At 63.2% G+C, this 22,413-nt stretch carries 20 protein-coding genes; 11 read left to right on the top strand and 9 right to left on the bottom strand.

The window, feature by feature from the left end; all coding sequences use genetic code 11:
• Window positions 1-19: 19 nt before the first annotated feature.
• Entirely contained in the window at window positions 20-2,812 is a 2,793-nt protein-coding gene (locus H147_RS0106760) for a [protein-PII] uridylyltransferase (RefSeq protein WP_019954595.1), read from the bottom strand.
• Window positions 2,793-3,971 (bottom strand): penicillin-binding protein activator, encoded by a 1,179-nt coding sequence (locus H147_RS0106755; RefSeq protein WP_019954594.1) that lies wholly within the window; start codon window positions 3,969-3,971, stop codon window positions 2,793-2,795. Before H147_RS0106755 ends, H147_RS0106760 begins: the two co-directional genes overlap by 20 nt.
• Window positions 3,972-4,076: 105 nt before the next feature.
• Between H147_RS0106755 and rsmI the strand changes: the two genes are divergently transcribed.
• The 3 genes from rsmI (at window position 4,077) to gshB (ending at window position 6,311) form a co-directional block, all read left to right on the top strand.
• Complete coding sequence (rsmI, locus tag H147_RS0106750; protein ID WP_026352319.1) at window positions 4,077-4,937, top strand: 16S rRNA (cytidine(1402)-2'-O)-methyltransferase; 861 nt, start codon at window positions 4,077-4,079, stop codon at window positions 4,935-4,937.
• On the top strand, window positions 4,934-5,290 hold the full coding sequence (locus H147_RS0106745) for a YraN family protein (protein WP_019954592.1): 357 nt from the start codon (window positions 4,934-4,936) through the stop codon (window positions 5,288-5,290). Before rsmI ends, H147_RS0106745 begins: the two co-directional genes overlap by 4 nt.
• A gap of 67 nt (window positions 5,291-5,357) precedes the next feature.
• Window positions 5,358-6,311, top strand: coding sequence for a glutathione synthase (gene gshB, locus H147_RS0106740; RefSeq protein ID WP_019954591.1), 954 nt, complete (start codon window positions 5,358-5,360; stop codon window positions 6,309-6,311).
• Between the two features lie 38 nt (window positions 6,312-6,349).
• On the opposite strand, the gene H147_RS0106735 is transcribed toward gshB, so the two are convergent.
• Genes H147_RS0106735 through cobU form a run of 4 tightly spaced genes read right to left on the bottom strand, consistent with a single transcriptional unit; the run spans window position 6,350 to window position 9,745 of the window.
• Window positions 6,350-7,864: a YifB family Mg chelatase-like AAA ATPase gene (locus tag H147_RS0106735; protein ID WP_019954590.1), complete on the bottom strand. Its 1,515-nt coding sequence runs from the start codon at window positions 7,862-7,864 to the stop codon at window positions 6,350-6,352.
• Window positions 7,865-7,906: 42 nt separating this feature from the next.
• The gene (locus H147_RS0106730) at window positions 7,907-8,596 is read right to left on the bottom strand and encodes a glutathione S-transferase (RefSeq protein WP_019954589.1); all 690 of its coding nucleotides are present in this window, start codon (window positions 8,594-8,596) and stop codon (window positions 7,907-7,909) included.
• Between the two features lie 58 nt (window positions 8,597-8,654).
• A complete protein-coding gene (locus tag H147_RS0106725; RefSeq protein WP_019954588.1) occupies window positions 8,655-9,233 on the bottom strand; it encodes a histidine phosphatase family protein in 579 nt (192 codons plus the stop codon).
• Window positions 9,230-9,745, bottom strand: coding sequence for a bifunctional adenosylcobinamide kinase/adenosylcobinamide-phosphate guanylyltransferase (gene cobU, locus H147_RS0106720; RefSeq protein WP_019954587.1), 516 nt, complete (start codon window positions 9,743-9,745; stop codon window positions 9,230-9,232). The genes H147_RS0106725 and cobU overlap by 4 nt, the downstream gene beginning before the upstream one ends.
• Before the next feature lie 90 nt (window positions 9,746-9,835).
• On the opposite strand from cobU, the gene H147_RS0106715 reads away from it, so the two are divergent.
• The 5 genes from H147_RS0106715 (at window position 9,836) to H147_RS0106695 (ending at window position 15,508) form a co-directional block, all read left to right on the top strand.
• Window positions 9,836-10,714: an RNA polymerase factor sigma-32 gene (locus H147_RS0106715; RefSeq protein ID WP_026352318.1), complete on the top strand. Its 879-nt coding sequence runs from the start codon at window positions 9,836-9,838 to the stop codon at window positions 10,712-10,714.
• Between the two features lie 66 nt (window positions 10,715-10,780).
• The gene (gene coaBC, locus H147_RS0106710) at window positions 10,781-11,974 is read left to right on the top strand and encodes a bifunctional phosphopantothenoylcysteine decarboxylase/phosphopantothenate--cysteine ligase CoaBC (RefSeq protein WP_019954585.1); all 1,194 of its coding nucleotides are present in this window, start codon (window positions 10,781-10,783) and stop codon (window positions 11,972-11,974) included.
• Window positions 11,971-12,426, top strand: a complete 456-nt coding sequence (gene dut, locus H147_RS0106705) for a dUTP diphosphatase (protein WP_019954584.1) — start codon at window positions 11,971-11,973, stop codon at window positions 12,424-12,426. Before coaBC ends, dut begins: the two co-directional genes overlap by 4 nt.
• Window positions 12,423-13,490: a HesA/MoeB/ThiF family protein gene (locus tag H147_RS0106700; protein ID WP_019954583.1), complete on the top strand. Its 1,068-nt coding sequence runs from the start codon at window positions 12,423-12,425 to the stop codon at window positions 13,488-13,490. The genes dut and H147_RS0106700 overlap by 4 nt, the downstream gene beginning before the upstream one ends.
• Window positions 13,487-15,508, top strand: coding sequence for a M3 family metallopeptidase (locus tag H147_RS0106695; RefSeq protein ID WP_019954582.1), 2,022 nt, complete (start codon window positions 13,487-13,489; stop codon window positions 15,506-15,508). Before H147_RS0106700 ends, H147_RS0106695 begins: the two co-directional genes overlap by 4 nt.
• A 65-nt stretch (window positions 15,509-15,573) precedes the next feature.
• Here the strand turns inward: H147_RS0106695 and H147_RS0106690 are convergent, their stop codons facing one another.
• Entirely contained in the window at window positions 15,574-16,482 is a 909-nt protein-coding gene (locus tag H147_RS0106690) for a cation diffusion facilitator family transporter (protein WP_019954581.1), read from the bottom strand.
• A 45-nt stretch (window positions 16,483-16,527) separates the two neighbouring features.
• Window positions 16,528-17,058, bottom strand: coding sequence for an SH3 domain-containing protein (locus H147_RS0106685; RefSeq protein WP_026352317.1), 531 nt, complete (start codon window positions 17,056-17,058; stop codon window positions 16,528-16,530).
• A 107-nt stretch (window positions 17,059-17,165) separates the two neighbouring features.
• Here H147_RS0106685 and H147_RS0106680 point away from each other — a divergent pair, with 107 nt between their 5' ends.
• From H147_RS0106680 to H147_RS0106670, 3 genes are all read left to right on the top strand, one after another.
• Window positions 17,166-18,152 carry a 2-hydroxyacid dehydrogenase gene (locus tag H147_RS0106680; RefSeq protein WP_026352316.1) on the top strand — a complete coding sequence of 329 codons (987 nt, stop codon included), beginning with the start codon at window positions 17,166-17,168 and terminating at the stop codon, window positions 18,150-18,152.
• Between the two features lie 106 nt (window positions 18,153-18,258).
• Complete coding sequence (locus H147_RS0106675) at window positions 18,259-19,470, top strand: hypothetical protein (RefSeq protein ID WP_019954578.1); 1,212 nt, start codon at window positions 18,259-18,261, stop codon at window positions 19,468-19,470.
• A 126-nt stretch (window positions 19,471-19,596) separates the two neighbouring features.
• Window positions 19,597-22,089: a GcvT family protein gene (locus H147_RS0106670; RefSeq protein ID WP_019954577.1), complete on the top strand. Its 2,493-nt coding sequence runs from the start codon at window positions 19,597-19,599 to the stop codon at window positions 22,087-22,089.
• Here H147_RS0106670 and H147_RS0106665 read toward each other — a convergent pair.
• Window positions 22,086-22,379 (bottom strand): hypothetical protein, encoded by a 294-nt coding sequence (locus tag H147_RS0106665; protein WP_019954576.1) that lies wholly within the window; start codon window positions 22,377-22,379, stop codon window positions 22,086-22,088. The two genes, H147_RS0106670 and H147_RS0106665, sit on opposite strands and share 4 nt — an antisense overlap.
• Window positions 22,380-22,413 lie beyond the last annotated feature (34 nt).

Here is a 22,413-nt window from a genome sequence, read left to right as displayed (position 1 = left end):
TGCACCCATTGGGACAATATCACGATATCGCCCGCTGTGCGCCTTGCGCGATCGCCTCGCGCAGTTTGCGTTCAAGGCTTTGGCGCTTGGCTTCGGAATAATATTTCAACCCGACCATATCCTTGACGTAGAAGGTATCGACCACCTGTTCGCCATAGGTCGCAATCACGGCGGAGGCAATGTAGACATGCGCGTTGGCCAAGGTCCGCGTCAGATCATAGAGCAGGCCGGGGCGGTCGCGGGTATCCACCTCGATGATGGTGTAGATTTCGGACCCTTCGTTGTCGAAGGTGATCTTGGTATCGACCTTGAAGGCGCGTTCGCGTTTCTTGATCTTGTCCTTGTCTTTGAGCGCTTCGCGCGCCACCACTTCGCCGCGCAGGGTGCGCACGATCATCTGGCGCAGGCGTTGCAGGCGGCTTTCCTCGTAGGGGTTGCCTTCGTCGTCCTGCACCCAGAATACGGCCGTGGCATAGCCGTCCTTGGACGTATAGGTGCGTGCATCCACGATATTCGCGCCGACCAGCGCCAGCGCGCCGGTCATCCGGCTGAACAGGCCCGGATGGTCCACCATGGCAAAACAGGCGCGGGTCGCGTCACGGTCGGCGTCCAGCATCAGGTCGATGCAGATCTGGTTATCGTCGATCTCGCGCAAGAGATTGGCGAAAATGACCTGTGCGGCATTGGGCAGGCCCTGCCAATAGGGGCCGTAATGGCGGCCCACCTCGGTTTTCAGCGCCTTGGCGTCCCAGTCCGACAGCGCGGCGCGCAGGGCGCGTTTCGCTTCGGTTTCGCGGCTTTCGCGGTTGAGGTCCTCGAGGCCGGTTTCCAGCGCGGCCTTGGTCGCCTTATAGAGATTGCGGATCAGCACCGCTTTCCAGTTATTCCAGGTTCCGGGGCCGACGCCGCGGATGTCGCAGACCGTCAGCACGGTCAAAAGGTCCAGCCGTTCCACTGATTTGACCGCATTGGCAAAGCCGCGCACCGTGCGCGGTTCGGCGATATCGCGTTTCTGCGCCACGTCAGACATCAGCAGGTGATAGCGGATCAACCATTCGACGGTTTCGCATTCCTTCTTGTTGAGCCCGAGACGCGGACAGACCCTGCGCGCGATCTGTGCGCCCAGAATGGCGTGATCCTCGGTCCGGCCCTTGCCGATGTCATGCAGGAGCAGCGCCACATAAAGCACCTTGCGGTTGATCCCGCGCTTCAGAATCCCGCTGGCGACGGGCAATTCCTCGATCAACTCGCCCCGTTCGATCTGGGCAAGGTTGCTGATGCATTGGATCGTATGTTCGTCGACGGTGTAATGGTGATACATGTTGAACTGCATCATCGCGACGATGGGCGCGAATTCGGGCATGAAGGCACCCAGCATCCCCAGTTCGTTCATGCGCCGCAGGCCCCGTTCGGGGTTGCCGTGTTTCAGCATCATATCCAGAAAGATGCGGCTGGCTTCCCGGTTCTGCCGCAAATCATCGTCGATCACATCCAGATGCGACGCGATCAGGCGCATGGCATCGGGATGCAGCAATGTGCCGGTCCGCAAGGCTTCCTCGAAGATGCGCAGCATGTTCAGCTTGTCGGCAAAGAATGCCTTTTCGTCGGCCACGGTCAGGCGGTTCTGCTTGATCGTGTAGGGTGGCTTGGCTGCCTTGCGGCGGGCCAGCAGACGCATCAGCATCGGTTCGGGCTTGGTGTGCGTGGCTTCGAGCGCGGTCAGGAAAATGCGGGTCAATTCGCCGACCCGTGTCGCCTCGCGGAAATAGGCCTGCATGAAATGTTCGACCGCACGCCGGCCGCCATGATCGGTATAGCCCATGGCGGACGCCACCTCGACCTGCATGTCGAAGGTCAACTGGTCCATTGCCCGGTTTGCGATCAGGTGCAGATGGCAGCGCACCGACCACAGAAAATCCTCGGCCTTCACGAAAGTTTCAAATTCGTCCTGCGTGAAAACGCCAAGTCCGACCAGTTCGGCCGCGTCCTTCACGCCATTGACGTATTTGCTCATCCAGAACAGCGATTGCAGGTCGCGCAGCCCGCCTTTGCCTTCCTTCACGTTGGGTTCGACCATATACCGTTGGCCGCCTTGCTTGCGGTGGCGTTCGGTGCGTTCGGCCAGCTTGGCTTCGATGAAATCACTGGCGGTATTGCGGAACAGGTCCTGCCAGAGCCGCTGTCCCAGTGATCGCGCCAGTGCCGCATCGCCCGCCAGATAACGATATTCAACGAGCGACGTGCGGATGGTGTAATCCTCGCGCGCAAGGCGCACGCAATCCTTTACGGTGCGGCTGGCATGGCCGATCTTCAGCTTCAGGTCCCAGAGCATGTAAAGCATGGATTCAATCACGCTTTCGGCCCAGGGGGTTATTTTGTAGGGCGTCAGAAACAGCAGGTCGACGTCCGAATAGGGGGCCATTTCGCCGCGCCCGTAGCCGCCAACGGCAATCAGTGACAGCTTTTCCGCGTCTGTCGGGTTCGGAGCGGGATGCAGGCGGCGTGTGGCCACATCGAGGATGATTGTGACAATCTGGTCGGTCAGCCATGAATAGGACCGGGTCGTCGGGCGCGACGCGAAAGGCTGCATCGCAAATGCGGTACTGATCTCGGCAAGACCCGCCTGGCGCGCCTCGGTCAGGATGCGCACGACGATGGCGCGCACCTCTTTTTCGGACGTGACGCCGGCGGTTTCATCATTGATGCGCGCAGTGACGGCGACCGTGTCAAAAATGACGGACGCCGGACAGATCAATCCGTCCGGCGCTTCGACATGGCGGGTGCGGACGGGTTCAGAACCCGGCTGCGCCAAAGCTTCTAGGGGCTTGTTCAAGGATCACGACCTGATTCTGTTGGATGGTGGCCACGGCCAGGCCACGTTCATTCCGTCCGTTGGGCAGCAGCCGGAACATGCCCGAAGTGCCGCGGATCCCCTGGGGTGTGGTCAGCGCGGAACGGGTCAGCGCGCCATCGCCTGTGGCCATCAGCGCCCCGACGGCGGCGATCCCGTCATAGGCAAGCCCGGCCAGCGGGTGCGGCTGCGATCCGTAAATCGCGCTGTAGCGGTTCTGGAACAATGTCGCGGGGCCTTGATCGGGCAGGGCGAACAAGCCGCCCTGGACACCGGGGATAGACAAAAGCTGCGGCACGGTATCCCAGCGGGTCAGCCCGATCAGCCGGGTGTCGGCGACGGCAAGGCCAGCCTCGGGCAGGCCCGTGGCGATGATCGGCAGATCGGCATTCGCCCCCGCCGTGGTAAAGATCGCCTGCGCCCCGGAGGACCGCGCGGTGCCGACGATCCGGCGGGTCGATGAGAAGATCCCGGCTTGCGACAATGGATAGGATTCGATCGCGACCACCTGCGCCCCGTTCTGACGGACCGCTGCGCTGATCGCGTCCCGGCCCATTTCGCCGCCGATGTCCTGACCATGCGCGATCATGAAGCGGTTGACGCCCTGCCGGCTTGCGTATTGCACCAGCCTGCGCGCGGTATTGTCGAATGTTTGCCCCAGGATAAACACGTTCCCGCCCGCAATGCTGGTATTGTTGGAAAACGCGAGCACGTTGACGTTGCTTCCGGCCACCGCGACGCCCGCCGCGTTCGCTGCCTCGGCAAACAGAGGCCCCAGAATGATCTGCGCACCATCTTCGACGGCCATCCGCGCGACACTGGCGGCCTGTGTCGGATCAGATCCGGTATTGTAGACACGCAAGGCGATCTGCGGCCCGTTCAGGTCTGCGATGGCCAAACGTGCCGCGTTCTCGAGGTTTTGTGCAAGGAACGTGTCGCTGCCTTCGCCCGACCCACCCGGCACCAGCAGCGCCACTTGCACTGGCTGGGATGGGTCCACCGTCGGCCCGACATTGGCGCCGTCCTGCAAGGTCGTGTCGCACGCCGCGAGCCATGCAAGCGACAAAAGGGCAAAAAGGCGCGCTACCGGCTTGCAGGCCTGACGAAAAGGGGCGAACATCGTGCTATTCCTTCTGATTGCTGCACAAGGCGGCAGGTCCACCGACCCGGCGCGCCGCGCATTGTTTGGGCGACATCATAAAGCAGGGGGGGCAAGGGTCCAGCCATGAATCATCTGAGCAAGCCACTCTCTGCCGGTTTGTACTTCGTTGCAACGCCTATCGGGTCGGCGCGCGATGTCACGTTGCGGGCGCTCGATATTCTTGCGTCAGCGGATCTGATCGCGGCCGAAGACACCCGTACCGCGCGGAAACTCATGGAGATCCATGGCGTTCCACTGAACGGACGCAAGGTCGTCGCCTTTCACGATCACAGCGGTGAAGGGGCTGTCGACAGGCTGGTCGCTGACATGGCTGCAGGCAAATCTGTGGCCTATGTGTCCGAGGCGGGAACGCCGTTGGTCGCTGATCCGGGCTATGAATTGGGACGTGCCGCCATCGCGGCGGGTGTCGCCGTCACGACCGCGCCAGGTGCCTCTGCGGTGCTTGCCGCGCTGACGGTATCGGGCCTGCCGACGGACAGGTTTGCCTTTGTGGGTTTTCTGCCCGCCGCGCGTCAGCAACGCGAAACCGAAATCGCCGCATTGCGCGATGTGCCGTTTACCTTGGTTTTTTACGAAAGCCCAAAACGCGTTGGGGAAATGTTAGCAAGTTTGCGCGATATACTGGGCGGTGGTCGGCAAGCAGTCGTCTGCCGGGAATTGACGAAACGATTCGAGGAAACGACCCGCGGAACTCTGGACGATGTGGCGCGGCTTTATGCTGACCGCAACGTCAAGGGCGAACTGGTCGTGCTGGTCGGGCGTGCTGGGGCGACCGATGTGGCCGATCTCGATGTGACGGCGGCGTTGAAGGAAGCGATGAAAACGATGCGTGTAAAGGATGCAGCCACGGTTGTGGCAGGGGCGCTGGGCCTGCCACGACGGCAGGTCTACCAGATCGCCCTAGGTTTGGGAGAGCAGTCATGACAGGTCATACCAGCTATCACGCGGGCCTTGCCGCCGAAGATATCGTGGCGCGCGACTACACTGGGCGCGCCCATCAGGTCGCGGCACGGCGCTGGCGCGGCAAATCTGGCGAAATCGATCTGATCATGCGGGACGGTGACACGCTGGTTTTCGTCGAGGTCAAGAAAAGCACCAACTTCGCGCAGGCTGCCCTGCGTCTGGGGCGACGGCAGATGGACCGGCTTTGCGCCAGCGCGTCGGAGTATCTCGCAGGCGAGCCAATGGGACAATTGACCGACATGCGATTCGATCTGGCGCTTGTTGACAGGCGCGGGGCGGTCAACGTGATCGAAAACGCCTTCATGGAAGCCTGAACGCACCATTGCGCCGGGCCGCGCGCTGCGGCATGTAGCGGTATCACCCGCTGACAAAGGTTGCACCATGGCGTTGAAAGTTGCGTTTCAGATGGACCCGATCGGGCCGATCAACATCGATGCCGACAGCACGTTCCGCATCGCAGAAGAGGCTCAGGCGCGGGGCCATGAATTGTTCTATTATACCCCCGACAAGCTCGCCTATGACCGGGGACGCGTGATCGCCCGCGGCTGGCCCTTGCATGTTCAGCGCATCAGAGGCGACCATTTCCGGCTGGGCGAGGCGACCGAGACCGACTTGCGCGACATGGATGTGGTCTGGCTGCGTCAGGACCCGCCGTTCGACATGGGTTACATCACGACGACGCATATCCTTGACATGATCCACCCCGAAACACTGGTGGTCAACGATCCGTTCTGGGTGCGCAACTACCCGGAAAAGCTGCTGGTCCTGAACTTCCCTGACCTGACACCGCCGACGATGATCGCACGCGACCTGCCGACCCTGCGCGCGTTCCGCGAGGAATATGGTGACGTGATCCTCAAGCCGCTTTACGGCAACGGCGGTGCGGGTGTGTTCAAACTGGCGGGGGGTGATGCGAACCTTGCGTCGCTGCATGAATTGTTTTCGGGCATCAACCGCGAACCGCTGATCATGCAGCAATTCCTGCCGGCGGTGTCCAAGGGCGACAAGCGCATCATCCTTGTCGATGGCGAGCCTGTCGGCGCGATCAACCGTGTCCCTGCAACCGGCGAAACGCGGTCCAACATGCACGTCGGCGGCCGCCCCGAAAAGGTGGCGCTGACCGACCGCGACCATGAAATCTGCGCCCGGATCGGGCCGCTTCTGCGTGAAAAGGGCCAGGTTTTCGTGGGGATCGACGTGATCGGTGACTGGCTGACGGAAATCAACGTGACCTCGCCCACGGGTATTCAGGAACTCGAAAGATTCGACGGCGTCAACATCGCCGAAAAGATCTGGCAGGCGATCGAAAGCCGGCGCGCGCGCGATTTGACGTAATCTCCGCACGGCGTTTCGGAGCCCAACGGAAGCCGAAACTAGACCTCTTTCGCCATGGCCAGCCGATAGCCCACAGCCTCGGCCACGTGGTTGCGGTGAACCTCGTCCGACCCGTCCAGGTCGGCGATCGTCCGCGCCACGCGCAAAATCCGGTGATAACCGCGCGCCGACAGGCCGAATTTCTCGGCCACGCGCAGCAACAGCGCGCGCCCTTCGGCGTCCGGTGTGGCGATCTGTTCAAGCAGGTGGCCTTCGGCATCGGCATTGACCCGCGCCTCGGTGTGCCCTGCGAACCGGGCCGTCTGCCGCGCCCGCGCCGCCGCGATCCGCGCCGCGATCACCACAGAGCTTTCGCCCGATTGCGGCAGATCGAGGTCCTGAAAGGCGACCGGCGGCACCTCGACCCGCAGATCGAAGCGGTCCATCAGGGGGCCGGAAATGCGGCCCATGTAATCCTCGCCACAGATGGGCGCGCGGGTGCAGGCGCGCGCGGGGTCCGTCAGATAGCCGCATTTGCAGGGGTTGGCGGCGGCGACCAGCATGAACCGGCAGGGATAGCGCACATGCGCATTGGCGCGGGCGACCACGACCTCGCCGGTTTCGATCGGCTGGCGCAGGGTTTCAAGCACGGTGCGCGGGAATTCGGGGAATTCGTCCATGAACAGCACGCCGTTATGCGCGAGCGAAATCTCGCCCGGTTTCGCCCCGCGCCCGCCGCCGACGATCGCCGCCATCGACGCCGTATGATGCGGTTCGCGGAACGGGCGTTCGCGGTTGATCCCGCCATCGTCCAGCAATCCCGCGAGCGAATGGATCATCGAGGTTTCCAGCGCCTCGGCGGGGGACAAGGGCGGCAGGATACCCGCGATCCGCGCGGCCAGCATGGATTTGCCAGACCCCGGCGCGCCGACCAGCAGCAGGTGATGCCGTCCGGCGGCGGCGATTTCCAGCGCGCGCTTGGCCCGTTCCTGGCCTTTGACTTCGGCGAAATCGCGGCTGCGTGTCAGGGTTTGCGCCTCGCCTGGCACCGATGGCGCGATCACGCTTTGGCCAGTGAAATGGCGGACCATCGCGGCCAGGCTTTTCGGTGCAATCACATTGGCCACCCCGACCCACGCGGCCTCTGCCCCGCAGGCAGCGGGACATAGCAGCATCCGCCCTTCGCTGGCCGCCGTCATCGCGGCGGGCAAGGCGCCGACCACGGGCACCAGGGTGCCGTCGAGCGACAATTCCCCCAAGGCCACGGTCTGTGCCGCCTCGTCGCGCGGAATGATGTCGAGTGCCGCAAGCAGCGCCAGCGCGATAGGCAGGTCGAAATGCGACCCCTCTTTGGGTAGGTCGGCGGGCGAGAGGTTGATCGTGATCCGCTTGGACGGCAGCGCGATGGCCATCGCGGTCAGCGCCGCGCGCACTCTTTCGCGGGCCTCGGAGACGGCCTTGTCCGGCAGGCCCACGATATTGAACGCGGGCACGCCCGGCGTCACGGCGCATTGCACCTCGACCAATCGGGCCTCGATCCCCTCGAAGGCCACTGTATAGGCGATGGCGACCATGCGCTGCTCCCGCTTGTTGGTTAACGGGTAGCTGGTGCCGGTTTACGAATGGTTAACGGGCCAGGCCTTGCGCGGCAGATCCATGGGGTAAGGCCAAGGGTCGTGGACCTCTGTCATCGCCGCCTTGCGCCACTCCAGAAAGGCCGGGTCGCGCAGATGGGAATCGACATAGGCCTGCGCGGCGGCACTCACGGGCAGACCATATGTCGTGATCCGCATCGCGACGGGCGCATAGAATACATCCGCCAGCGTATAGTCCCCGAACAGCCAGGGGCTGTCGGTCCCGTGACGCGCGCGCGCCAGCGACCAGAGAGACTCGATCCGGGCCAGATCGGCCAGCACGGGGGCGGACGGCGTGAAACCGTCCCAGACATGGCTGATGATGTTCGGGCAGTCGCCGCGCAACGCGCCGAAACCGCTATGCATTTCCGCGCAGATCGACCGGGCCAGCGCGCGTGCGGCGGGGTCAGTGGGATAAAGCGCGATGTCCGGATGGCGTTCGACCAAAGTTTCGGCCATGGCAAGGCTGTCGGTCAAAACGAAGCCTTCCGGCGTCGTCATCGCAGGCACGGTACGCGCGGGCGGTATCCGGGCAAGCTCGGCCGTCATCGTGCCTGAATAAAGCCCGACCATCCGCGTCTGATAGGGCAAGCCGAACTTTTCCAGCATCAGCCAGCCGCGCAAGGACCAGCTGCTGAATGTCCGGTCACCGATGTAAACTGTATATGTCATGGGCAAAGGTTAGCCGCCAATGCTGGCGCGGCAAAGCCACATCGCGTGATCCGCCCCATCACGGCAGATGATTGACCGCGCCCAAGGTCCAGCCCGCCCCGTCACGCGCCATCTGTGTCACCGACAGATTGTCGATCTGGTGGCCCAGCGCCTGATAGGCCGTACTGCCCGAGGCGCGCTGGATTTGCGTCATGATGACACCCATATGCGCCACCAGCACGATGTCGCGCCCCGTAAAACGCGTGGTGAGGTCATCGACCACGCGGGCGACACGGGTGCTGACATCGTTCCAGCTTTCGCCGTCAGGGGCGCGCAGATCGCCCGGCTGTTCCCAGAAATCGCGGCTGAGGTCCGGGTCGCGGGCGGCGACGGCGCGCCAGTCCATCCCGTCCCAGACGCCGAAATCCATCTCGCGCAGGGCGGGCAAATCGGGCAGGCGATGGCGCCCGCGCCCGATCGCATCCGCCGTGGCCGAGGCCCGTTGCAGGTCGGATGCCACGATCACCGCATCGCTGGGCAGATGGTCCGCGACGCGCCCGATCAGGGCCGTGTCCGACAAGTCGGCAGGCACATCACGCCAGCCGACAAAGGATTTCTCATGCGTCGGCGCATGCCGTACCCACCAAAACCGCGTCATTTCAGGACCAGCGGCAAGCCCGCCATCACGACGACCACACGGTCGGCCTGTGATGCGATGGCTTGGTTGAGCGCGCCTTGCGCATTGCGGAACCGCCGCGCCAGCGCGTTGTCGGGCACAATGCCCTGTCCCACCTCGTTCGACACAACAACGACAGGGGCGGCGCAATCCGCAAGCGCCTGCACGAAAGCGGCCGAGGCGGCAGGCACTTCATGGTCGGCCAGCATCACGTTGGTCAGCCACAGCGTCGCGCAATCGACCAGCACCGCGCTGCCCGGTCCGCGCTGCGACAAGATGGCACCCACGTCCAGCGGTTCTTCGACCGTGGTCCAGCCGGTGCCGCGCATGTCGCGGTGGCGGGCGACCTTGGCCACCATCTCGTCGTCGAACACTTGGGCCGTTGCAATATAGACCTTTTGCAGGCCACTGCCCGCAACCAGCCCCTCGGCGTAGGCCGATTTTCCAGAGGCAGCGCCTCCTAGCACAAGCGTCAGTTTGGGCAATGATGTCATGGCGGTTTAAGTGATCCGGTTTCAGATCCGCTTCGTAACAAAGTCATAAAGAAAAGTTAATCCATCGCTCGACAATCTGGGAGAAGAATAATGGCCGTAAGTGGTTTCTCTGATCAAACACTGTCACGGACCGCGATGCGTGCAGAATTGCTGGATGCCGAAACAGAACTGCGTCTGGCCTACGCCTGGCGCGACCAGCGCGACGAAGAAGCACTGCACCGCCTGATCACCGCCTATATGCGGCTCGCGATCTCGATGGCGTCGAAATTCAAGCGATACGGCGCGCCGATGAATGACCTGATCCAGGAAGCATCCGTCGGGCTGATGAAAGCCGCCGACAAATTCGACCCCGACCGCGGCGTGCGGTTTTCGACCTATGCGGTCTGGTGGATCAAGGCATCCATTCAGGATTACGTGATGCGCAACTGGTCGATGGTGCGGACCGGGTCGACATCATCGCAGAAATCGCTGTTCTTCAACATGCGCCGCGTGCAGGCCCGTCTGGAACGCGAAGCCGCTGCCGAAGGGCGCAGCATCGAAACGCACGAACTGCACGCGCTGATTGCCGTCGAGGTCGGCGTGCCATTGCACGACGTGCAGATGATGGACGGTCGGTTGTCGGGGTCCGACTTTTCGCTTAACGCCACGCAATCGGTCGATGACGAAGGCCGCGAATGGATTGACGCGCTCGAAGATAACGCGCCGCAAGCCGCCGAAAAGGTCGAGAATTCGCATGACACGGACACGCTGCGCCAGTGGCTGGTCACGGCGCTGTCCGCGTTGAACGACCGCGAGCAATTCATCGTGCGCGAACGCAAATTGCGCGACGCGCCTCGCACGCTGGAAAGCCTCGGGTCCGAGCTTGGCCTGTCCAAGGAACGCGTCCGCCAGCTGGAGGCGGCGGCCTTTGGCAAGATGCGCAAAAGCCTCGAGGCGCAAAGCAACGAAGTGCAATCCTTCTTCGCCTGAGACGCCACATTGTCTTTCCGGTCGGTTCCGCCCTAAGGTCCGACTGGAATTGACCGGAGAAAGACCATGCTGGCGGGGCGACATATTCTGCTGATTGTGGGCGGCGGCATCGCCGCTTTCAAATCGCTCGACCTGCTGCGCCGACTGCGCGATCAGGGCGCGCACGTGACGCCTGTTCTGACCAAGGCGGGGGCGGAATTCGTGACACCGCTCAGCCTGTCGGCGCTGGCGGGATCGAAGGTTTATCAAGACCTGTTCGACCTGACGGATGAGGCCGAAATGGGCCATATCGAACTGTCCCGCGCTGCCGATCTGGTCGTCGTGGCCCCGGCCACCGCCGATCTGGTGGCAAAAATGGCCGGCGGGCTGGCGAATGATCTGGCCTCGACCCTGCTTTTGGCCACCGACAAGCGCGTGCTGATCGTGCCCGCGATGAATGTGCGGATGTGGAACCACCCCGCGACGCAGCGCAATCTGGCGACCTTGAACGGCGACGGCGTGCTGGTGACCGGCCCCGATGAAGGTGTCATGGCCTGCGGCGAATTCGGCCCCGGCCGGATGGCCGAAGTGCCGCAGATCATCGCCGCCATCGGGGCCGCCCTGTCCGACGGTCCGCTGAAAGGCAAGCATATCCTTGTCACATCCGGCCCGACGCATGAGCCGATTGATCCCGTGCGCTATATCGCGAACCGGTCATCGGGCGCACAAGGCACGGCGATTGCCCGCGCGCTGGCGGGACTTGGGGCCGAGGTGACATTCATCACCGGCCCCGCCGATGTGCCGCCGCCCGACGGCGTGCATGTCGTGCACGTGCAGACAGCAGCAGACATGCTGGCGGCGGTGCAGGCGGCAAAGCCCGCCGCCGCGGCTGTCTTTGCCGCCGCCGTCGCGGATTGGCGGGTCGCCAATGCAGGCCAGAGCAAGATCAAGAAAACCGCCACCGGCCTGCCGCATCTGGAATTCGCCGAAAACACCGACATTCTGGCGACGGTGTCGCAGATGGGGGCAGGGCGTCCGGCACTGGTCGTGGGCTTTGCCGCTGAAACCGACGATGTCATTGCCCACGCCACGGCCAAACGGCTGCGCAAAGGCTGCGACTGGATCGTGGCGAATGACGTATCCCCCGCGACAGGCATCATGGGCGGGTCCGAGAATGCGGTGACGCTGATTACCGATCAAGGTGCCGAAAGCTGGCCCCGCATGACCAAGGATGCGGTCGCCGCCCAACTGGCCCAACGCATCGCGCAGGCGATCACATGACACCGCAGATACGGATCGTCTGGGATGAAGGCGCTGATACCACGCTCGGCCCGCCACTCTACGCGACGGAGGGTGCCGCCGGTGCCGACCTTTGCGCCAACTTCTCTGACAGACAGGCGCGCGATCTGGCCCCCGGCGCGCGGATGCTGGTGCCCACCGGCCTGCGCATGGACATCCCTGCGGGATTCGAGGTGCAGATCAGGCCCCGTTCCGGTCTGGCGCTGCGCCATGGGCTGACCTTGCTCAACAGCCCCGGCACCATCGACAGCGATTATCGCGGGCCAGTCGGCGTGATCCTTATCAACCACGGCACAGACGATGTGACCATCACGCACGGCATGCGCATCGCGCAGATGGTCGTGGCCCCCGTCGTGCAAGCGAGTTTTGCGCTCGTGGACGGTCTGTCGGAGACGGCGCGCGGCGCCGGCGGTTTCGGGTCCACCGGCACATGATCATGGTGGGCGCCATGGCCGCCGCCCTATGGGGGATCGGCATCGCGATGAAAGCGCCCTATCACGCGCGATGGACGATGCTGGCGATCCTGCTGGTGGGCGTGATGATGCTGCATGTGATCCTGCCCGCCGGTCATCCTTTGCGCATGGCGACAGGCGGCGATGCGCGGCTCTGGGGCCTGCTGATCGCCTTCGGCTTTATTGTGGCGGCATATCGCAAGGGTCTTGGCCGGTTGCGCGCGCGCGTCACGCCGGTGACAGCGCCCGTCACCAAACCCGGCAGCTTTTCTGAGACCGAACTGAACCGCTATGCCCGCCACATCGTTCTGCGCGAAATCGGCGGACCGGGGCAGAAGGCGCTGCGCGACGCAAAGGTGCTGGTCGTGGGGGCAGGGGGGCTTGGCGCGCCCGCGCTGCAATATCTGGCTGCTGCCGGGATCGGCACCATCGGGGTGATTGACGACGACAGTGTCGAGAACGCGAACCTGCAACGGCAGGTGATCCATATGGACAAGAACATCGGGATGCCCAAGGTGCATTCCGCCGCCGCGGCGATGGTGGCGCAGAACCCGTTTGTGACCGTGCGCCCCTATCACCGCCGCCTGACGCCGGATATCGCCGCCGATCTTTTCGCCGATTACGATCTGGTGCTGGATGGCAGCGACAATTTCGCGACCCGCTATCTGGTCAACGACACCGCCGTGGCGCGGGGCATCCCGCTGATCGCCGCCGCCCTGACGCAATGGGAAGGGCAGATCAGCCTTTACGACCCCGCCCATGGCACCCCCTGCTATGCCTGCGTGTTCCCGCAGGCCCCCGATCCGGCGCTGGTCCCCAGCTGCGCCGAGGCGGGCGTGCTTGGTCCGCTGCCCGGTGTGATCGGCGCGATGATGGCGGTCGAGGCGATCAAGGCGATCACGCAGGCGGGTGACACGCTGTCGGGGCGTTTGCTGATCTACGACGCGCTTTATGCCCAGACCCGGACCATCACGATCACACCGCGGCCAGATTGCGCGGTCTGCGCGGGCAAGGGCCTGACGCCATCCAAAGGAGAATTGCCATGACCAACCCGCTCTTGACCGATTGGGACACGCCTTTTGGCCTGCCACCATTCGCCGCGATCACTGACGACGACTTCGCGCCTGCGGTGGCTAACGCATTGGCCACTTCCCGCGCGAATATCGCCGCCATTGCGGACAATCCCGAAGCGCCCGATTTCGCCAATACGATCGAGGCGCTGGAACAGGCCGACGCGACGCTGAACCGTGTGCTGGGGGCGTTCTACAGCCTCGCAGGCGCTGACAGCAATCCCGCGCGCGAAGCGTTGCAGCGCGATTTTGCGCCGTTGCTCAGCGCCTATTCCTCCGAGATTTCCGAAAACAAGGCGCTTTTCGCCCGGATCGAGGCGCTCTGGTCTGCCCGCGACACGCTTGATCTGACCGCCGAAAAACAGCGCGTCTTGATGCTGACACGACGCGGATTCGTGCGGTCGGGCGCTTTGTTGGAAGGCGAAGCAGCCGCCCGCCTGCGCGCCGTGAAATCGCGTCTGTCGGTGCTGGGGACGCAATTCGTGCAGAACCTGCTGGCCGATGAACGCGACTGGTTCATGCCGCTCGGCCCCGATGATCTGGACGGTCTGCCCGATTTCGTGCGGGCGACAGCGCGGGCTGCAGGGGCTGAAAAAGGCGTGGACGGTCCGGTCGTCACCCTGTCGCGGTCCCTGATCGTGCCGTTCCTGCAATTCTCAGACCGGCGTGATTTGCGGCAAAAGGCCTATCAGGCCTGGGGTGCGCGCGGGGCCAATGGCGGGGCGACCGACAACCGCGCGATCGCAGCCGAAACGCTGGCCCTGCGGCAGGAACGCGCGGCGCTGTTGGGCTACGCGAGCTTTGCCGATTTCAAGCTGGAAACCGAAATGGCGGGCAATCCGGCTGCGGTGCGCGATCTTTTGATGCAGGTCTGGCACCCCGCCAAAGCCGCCGCCGAAGCGGATGCCTCCGTGCTGGCGGACATGCTGCAGGCGGACGGCCACACAGGCCCGCTGGAACCCTGGGACTGGCGCTACTACGCCGAAAAACGCCGCCGCGCGTTACATGATCTGGACGAGGCCGAACTCAAACCCTATCTGCAACTCGACCGGATGATCGACGCGGCCTTCGCCTGTGCGCACAGGCTCTTCGGGCTGGATTTCACCCCCATCGACGGCCCCGTCTACCACGCGGATGTGCGGATGTGGGAGGTCACGCGCGATGGCCAGCATGTCGCTGTGTTTATCGGCGATTACTTCGCGCGCGGATCAAAACGGTCGGGGGCGTGGTGTTCGGCGATGCGGTCGCAAAAACGGCTGGGCGGCGATGTCCGCCCGCATGTCATCAACGTCTGCAACTTCGCCAAACCGGAAGCGGGCAAACCCGCGCTCTTGTCTTATGACGACGCGCGCACGCTGTTTCACGAATTCGGCCATGCGCTGCACCAGATGCTGTCGGATGTGACCTATGAAAGCATCAGCGGCACCTCTGTCGCGCGCGATTTCGTGGAATTGCCAAGCCAGCTTTACGAACACTGGCTGGAGGTTCCCGCCGTCCTGTCCGAATTTGCGACCCATGCCGAGACAGGGGCTGCGATGCCCGACGATTTGCTGCAACGAATGCTGGGGGCCGCAAATTACGACATGGGGTTCCAGACGGTGGAATATGTGGCTTCGGCCCTTGTTGATCTGGGGTTCCACGACGGGCCTGCCCCCGCCGATCCGATTCAGCGGCAGGCGGAGATCCTCGAACAGATTCGAATGCCGCGCGCCATCGGCATGCGCCACGCGACCCCGCATTTCGCGCATGTTTTCGCCGGTGACGGCTATTCCAGCGGCTATTACAGCTATATGTGGTCCGAGGTGATGGATGCCGACGCCTTCGCTGCCTTCGCGGAAGCAGGCGATCCGTTCGATCCCGCCACCGCCGCCAAACTGGAACAAACCGTGCTGTCCTCGGGCGGGTCGGTGGATGCCGCCGATCTTTACACCGCCTTCCGGGGTCGGATGCCGGGGGTGGATGCCTTGCTGAAAGGCCGCGGTCTGGCCGCCTGACCATCTTCCGAGCCTAAATATCCCGGGGGAGCCCCGCAGGGGCGGGGGCAGCGCCCCCTGCACCATCAGCGGCGCGGGTCGTCGGGATGCCGTTCCACGCCCACCGGGTCCTTGTGGATCAGCACGTCAGCGCTGGGGTAGGCTGCGGTGATCGCGCGGCGCAGGCGCGCCCCGATGGCATGGGCGGCGTCCAGCGATTGCGCGCCATCAAGCTCGATATGCAGGTTCACAAACACACGGCTGCCCGCGACGCGGGTTTTCAGGTCATGATGCCCGCGCACGCCGTCGCAACCTTCCACGATCTGCCGGATGCCTGCGATCATCGCAGGATCAGCCTGCCGGTCCATCAGCGCGTCCCAGGCACCCTTGCCGATCCGCAGCGCGCCGACCGCCAGAAAGGCCGCAGCCCCCAGCGCCACGACGCTGTCGATCTCGAACAGCCCGAACCGGGCCGAGGCCCAGAGCGCGACAATCGCCCCGATATTTGGGATCAGATCGCCCATGTAATGCAGGCTGTCGGCCAGCACGACCTTGTTGCCGGTGCGCCGCGCGACATGGCGCTGCCAGGTCACCAGCCCCAGCGTGACGATGATGGAAAACACCATGACCGCCATCCCGAACCCTTCGGCCTGCGGCATGGCCGTGGTGTCGTCGAGCAGCCGTAGCACGGCCGCGATTGCGATCACCCCCGCCGAGACAAGGATGAACAACGATTGGCCGAGCGCCGCCAGATCCTCGGCCGAGGTATGTCCGAAATTATGGTCGTCATCGGCGGGTTTGGCGGCATAGGCGATGGCGGCCAGACCGCCCAGCGACATCATCAGGTCCAGCGCGCTGTCCGCCAGCGTTGCGGCCACTGCCAGCGACCCCGTTTCCGCCAGTGCCCACAGCTTGGCCGCGACCAGCACGGCGGCGACCGTAACGGACAAAAGCCCGGCGGACAGGTTCAGGCGGGTGTCATGTTGTGTGCTCATCCCCGGTGCTTAGGCAATCACGCTGCCGCTGACAATGCGCGGGTGCTATTCGCGCAGTTCTTCGGGGGTGACACCCCAGATGTCCGATTTCGGCACCCAGCCCCGATAGCCGCCCGCGTTGAGCTGGCACCAGTCCGGCTCGCATTCGCCCAGCCGCGCGATGACACCCTGTTCGAGGATCGCGTTCTCGGTCGCATCCGGGTCGGGGCGCGCGCGCAGCGTGGTGCGCTCTTCGTTGACAAGGACCGTGCGGGCGCCCGACAGCAGCGTGTAGTGAATCCATCCGCCTTGCCCGTCGCGGTCGATCACGCGCCGCCACTGGCCGTATTCCGCGACCAGTTGCAGCGGCATATTGCGGCGTTTGAACACCCAGTCGATCCGGTGCGACAGCGACGGGCCGCGCCGCACATTGGCCTCGCCCGCGTTCAGCGACACGAAACGGGGCACTGGCAGGTTGGTTTCAGGCCCGATTGCGGGGCCGTCGCTGGCCTCTTGCGCAACGGCGGCGGCACTGGCCAGCAGCACGGCGCAAACGGCCATGCGCGCAACGCGGGGCCACCGAACGAAACTGTTCATTTTCTACCTTTTACTGCCCGTTTCGGGCGCGCCGTTCTTGTGCTGCGCGTCCCTTTGGCGCAACCTGCCACGCAGGACCGGATTTGAAAAGCCAAGAGGGACGAACCATGCCAGGAAAGCATCTTACTGTTGTCGTGACGCGACAATTGCCAGAGCAGGTCGAAACCCGGCTGAAGGAATTGTTCGACGTGCAGTTGCGCGATACCGACGCGCCGATGACGCCGGACGAACTGGTCGATGCGATGCAATCCGCCGATGTACTGGTGCCCACGATCACCGACCAGATCGACGCGAAAATCTTGGGGCGTGCGGGTGACAAGCTCAAGCTCATTGCCAATTACGGCGCGGGTGTCGACCATATCGATGTGGCGACCGCGCGCCAGCGCGGCATCCATGTGTCCAACACGCCGGGCGTGATGACCGATGACACCGCCGATATGGTGATGGCGCTGATCCTTGGCGTGACGCGCCGGATGGGCGAGGGGATCAAACTCGCGCAATCGGACACATGGCAGGGCTGGACGCCCACCGCGATGATGGGGGGCCGGATCAAGGGGCGGCGTCTTGGCATCCTTGGCATGGGCCGGATCGGGCAGGCGGTCGCCAAACGCGCTGCTGCCTTTGGTCTGCAGGTCCATTACCACAACCGTCGCCGTCTGCGCCCAGAGGTGGAAGAGGCGCTGGATGCCACCTATTGGGAAAGTCTCGACCAGATGGTCGCGCGGATGGACATCCTGTCGATCAACTGCCCGCATACGCCGTCGACCTTCCATTTGATGAACGCACGCCGGTTGAAACTGATGAAACCCAGCGCCGTGATCGTGAACACGTCCCGCGGCGAGGTGATCGACGAAAACGCGCTGACGCGGATGCTGCGTGCCGGTGAAATCGCAGGCGCGGGCCTTGATGTGTTCGAGCGCGGCCACCTGATCAACCCCCGTCTGAAGGAATTGCCCAACGCGATCCTGCTGCCCCATATGGGGTCGGCCACGCTGGAAGGCCGGATCGAGATGGGCGAGAAAGTAATTGTTAACATCAAGACCTTTTCCGATGGGCATCGGCCGCCAGATCTGGTTGTGCCAAGCATGTTATGACGCTACACTGATATCACAACCAGTTCTGCCCGACTTCGGAAAATCCCGGATGCGGCGTTTGCTTTGTTTTTCATCGTGAAACGTATCATCAAAGGGGTCCAGCGTCATGCGCATCCTTCTTCCTGTTCTTGGTGTCGGTCTGGTCGTTTTTGCGGCGGCGATCCTGTTCTTTTTCAAGCAGGGATTGGACAGCTACACCTTGGCCAGAAGCCTGCAATCGGTGACGATCACGCCGCCGGCGGGCTGGACCACGGCACCCTACCAGACAGCGGATGGTGAAACCATCACCGGCGCGCTTTTCGACCCGGCACCAACGGCCGCGACCACGACGAACGATATCCTGTTCGCATTCGAAAGCGCACGGCTCGGCAACGAGGACGGGGTCGCGCTGACATTCTCTTCTGGCGAGGAAATGATCGCGCTGCGTATGCAGACCGCGCCTTTCGTGCAGCGCCGCGCTAGCTTTGCCGAACGGCTTGGGTATGGTCCGGCCGCGGTCGAGGAAGAACCCGAGCGCGATGTCTTCGGATCGCTTGAGGCGGTGCCGTTCTACATGAACCCGCGTCATTCCGTCATCGACGGCAACGAGGTGCCTGTCCCGGTGAATTACCGCTATCTGTCCGCCACGGTCGGTGATCCCGAGGTCGCCGAAACGGTCGAGATTTCCATCCTGACAAACAGCAGCGACGCTGCGCTTGCCGCGTTGCTGGGCGGATTGGACCTTGCCGCGGTCAATGACAGGTTGCCCACCCGATCGGGCGATGTCCTGGCGGGTCTTGGGTTTGTTCCGCGCGACGCCGACCCGTTGTCGGACCTGCCGCCGCGCCCGACACCCGCCTACCGCGCGATGGCGATGCTGAATGAAGGCAAGGCGCTGGACACGCTCAACCAGCGGCTTGTTACCCAGATCGCGACGTTCGAGATCACCGACATGACAGGTCTTTTGCTGAATTATCCCAGCCTCGAGGTTATCAGAGGCGACGTTTTGCAACTGCTTGAAGACGGCAGCGCGGAAAACACGGCGCGCACCTATGCGCGGTTGATGGCGAACAGCGGGCGGGCGTGGAACAACCACGAATATTACGTCTTGTCAGAAGTCGGCAAACCGGGGACGTCGCAGCAAAGCCTCGCGGATTATCTGTCGAATGATTACGATATCGCGCCGGAGGTTCTGGCCCTTGTCGCGCGGCTGCCTGAAACCGGCGTCGCGATCGCTTCTGATGAAGGGACGACACGACCCGCAGTGCAAGGCGGGTTCAGCGGGCAGTCCTGTACGTTGCAAAACGGCGTGCGCCGCTGCGTCGTCGGCAGCAACTAGACCTGCAACGCTTTCCGGTTCCGGTGCCCGCTGTCGCAATTGTGCGACAAGGCGTCGGCTGGTTCTGTCGCGCCTTGCGTCTTTCAAGCAGATTGCACCCAACGCAGCGCCGAGGGAATCGTCAGCATGAAAACGCAAGTCAAAGCATTGGTCGTCGGTGGCGGTGCTGTGGGAACGTCCATCGCGTATCATCTGGCCAAGGCCGGATGGGACGATGTCATGCTGCTGGAACGCGACGAGCTGACGTCGGGCTCCACATGGCACGCGGCGGGCCTGCTGCCGCTCTTCAACATGTCCTTTGCCACAACCCATATCCACAAGTATTCCGTCGATTTCTACAAATCGCTGGAGGCTGAAACCGGCCTGAACGCAGGCTTTGCCGTCGTCGGCAATTTGCGGATGGCCCAGACGCAGGACCGCATGGATGAATTCATGCTCTATGCGTCAACGGCGGAAACCTGCGATGTGCCCTATGTCTGGATGACCCCCGATCAGATCAGGGCGAAATGGCCGCTGATCAACACGGATGATCTGAAAGGCGCACTTTATCACCACACCGACGGCTACATTAACCCCGCCGACGTGACGCAGGCGATGGCCAAAGGTGCGCGCCAGCGCGGGGTCGAGATTGTGCGCAAATGGCAGGCCGATGCGTTCCACTGGAACGGCACCCATTGGGACGTGACCGCGACCCGCATGGTGGAAAAGGGCGGCAACCTTGTGCCGTCCGAGGAACAGATCGTCATCACCGCTGAACATGTCGTGACCGCCAGCGGCAACCATGCCCAGACCACCGCGAAAAAGCTTGGCATCAAGATTCCAGCGATCCCTGTCGAACATCAGTTCATCGTGATGGATCAGGACCCCGCGCTGGTGCAGTTCCGTGCCGACGGCCACGTCGAACATCCCGTCATCCGTGACGCGGACGCGCAATCCTATGTGCGCGAGGAACGGGGCGGCTGGATTCTGGGCGTCTACGAAAAGAACGCGCCCGCCTGTTTCGAATACGGCGTGCCGGACAGCTTCCGCGCCGATCTGTTCCCGCTCGATCTGGAACGGATCGAAGACCAATATATGGCGATGATCCACCGGATTCCGTCCTGCGAAAACTCTGGCCTGAAGGACGATTTCAACGGCCCGATCTGTTACACGCCCGACGGGAACCCGCTGGTCGGCCCGGCGCCGGGGTTGCGCAATATGTGGCTGGCGGAAGGGTTTAGTTTCGGCATCACCGCCGCTGGCGGGACCGGCTATTATCTTGCGCAGATGATGGTCGATGGCGAGGCCGAGATCGACATGGCCAGCCTCGACCCCAAGCGTTACGGCAACTGGATGACCACCGAATTCGCCGCGCGCAAGAACGAGGAATGTTACGACCACGTCTATATCCTGCACCATCCGGATGAGGAACGCCCCGCCTGCCGCCCCCTGCGCACATCGCCCGCCTATGACCGCCAGGCCGCTCGCGGCGCGCAATTCGGCTTTGTGAACGGCTGGGAACGGCCCAATTACTATGCCCCCGCAGGGTTCAACGACCATGACAGCCGGTCTTTCCGGCGCGGCGGCTGGTGGCAATATGCGGTGGAGGAAGCCAAAGCGATCCGCGAAGGCGTTGGCCTGATCGACGCCACCGCCTTTACCAAGCACCGGATCACGGGCGCGGGGGCCACGGCGTTTCTGGACTGGTTCACCACCAACAAACTGCCGCGAATTGGCCGGATCAACCTGACCTATGCGCTGACCGCCCATGGCACGACGCGCACCGAATACACCATCGTCCGCAATGGCGAGAATGATTATTACCTTGTCTCTGCGGGCGCATGGACCGCTTACGATCAGGATTACCTGATCAAGGCGATTGAAGACATGGAACCCACCTTCGGCCGTATCAACGCGCAGGATGTGACCACGCAATGGGGCGTTTTCGCCATCGCTGGCCCCAAATCCCGCGACGTGCTGGCCGCCGTGATCAAAGACGCCGACCCCGCGACCGCCCTGTCGAACAAGCGTTTTCCGTGGCTATCCGCGCAAAAGATCGAACTGGGCATGTGCCCTGTCAACGCGATCCGCGTGGCCTATACCGGCGAGCTTGGCTGGGAATTGCACCACCCGATCGAGATGCAGAACTACCTGTTCGATCTGCTGGAAAAGGCGGGTGCTGCACATGGCATGAAGCTGGTCGGCGCACGCGCGCAAAACTGGCTGCGGCAGGAAAAATCATACCGCGCTTTCGGCAACGAATTGGGCCGCGACGCGACACCGCTGGAGGCTGATCTGCCGCGCTTTGTGGACCTGTCCAAGGATTTCCACGGCAAGGATGCGATGCTGGCCAAGGGGATCCGCAGCACATGCGTGACCCTGCTGATCGACGGACCCGATGACGCCGACCCATGGGGACGCGAGGCGCTTTATCATGGCGACACGCGCGTCGGGCGTCTGACCTCGGGTGGCTATTCGGTGGCTTTTGGCAAATCCATCGGGATGGGCTATGTCAAACCGGAACTGGCGGTTGTCGGCACGCAGTTGCAGGTCAAGATGCTGGACAAGCTCTGGCCCGCCGTGATCGTCGAAGACAGCCCATACGATCCGCAGAACGCCAAGATCCGGATCGACGGCTAGCGCCTGCGCCGCAGCGCGATCCACCTGCGCCCCCGTATCAGCAGGCGCGATACGGGGCCTTGCAGGGCGGGCAAGTCGATGGCCAGCAACAAAAGGCCCACAGGGATCATCCAGAGCCCGAAAATCGGCAGGATCGCCAGAAACCCGCCCAGAATGAAGACGACGGCGACCAGAACCCGCGCGATCATCCAGCCGGGTTTGCGCAGGCTTGCCATACCCGGCACCAGCGGCGCTATCTTGCGATATTGTCGGTCAAATCTGGCTCGGTTACGGTCGCTGTCGCGGTTCATCGGATGCAGATATGTCAGTGCTGCGCTGTTTGAA

The sequence above is a fragment of the Yoonia vestfoldensis DSM 16212 genome, from assembly GCF_000382265.1.
In the GTDB taxonomy this organism is placed as follows: domain Bacteria; phylum Pseudomonadota; class Alphaproteobacteria; order Rhodobacterales; family Rhodobacteraceae; genus Yoonia; species Yoonia vestfoldensis.
The sequence above is the reverse complement of the archived record's forward strand: the minus strand, read 5'-3'. Positions and strand labels throughout refer to the sequence as shown.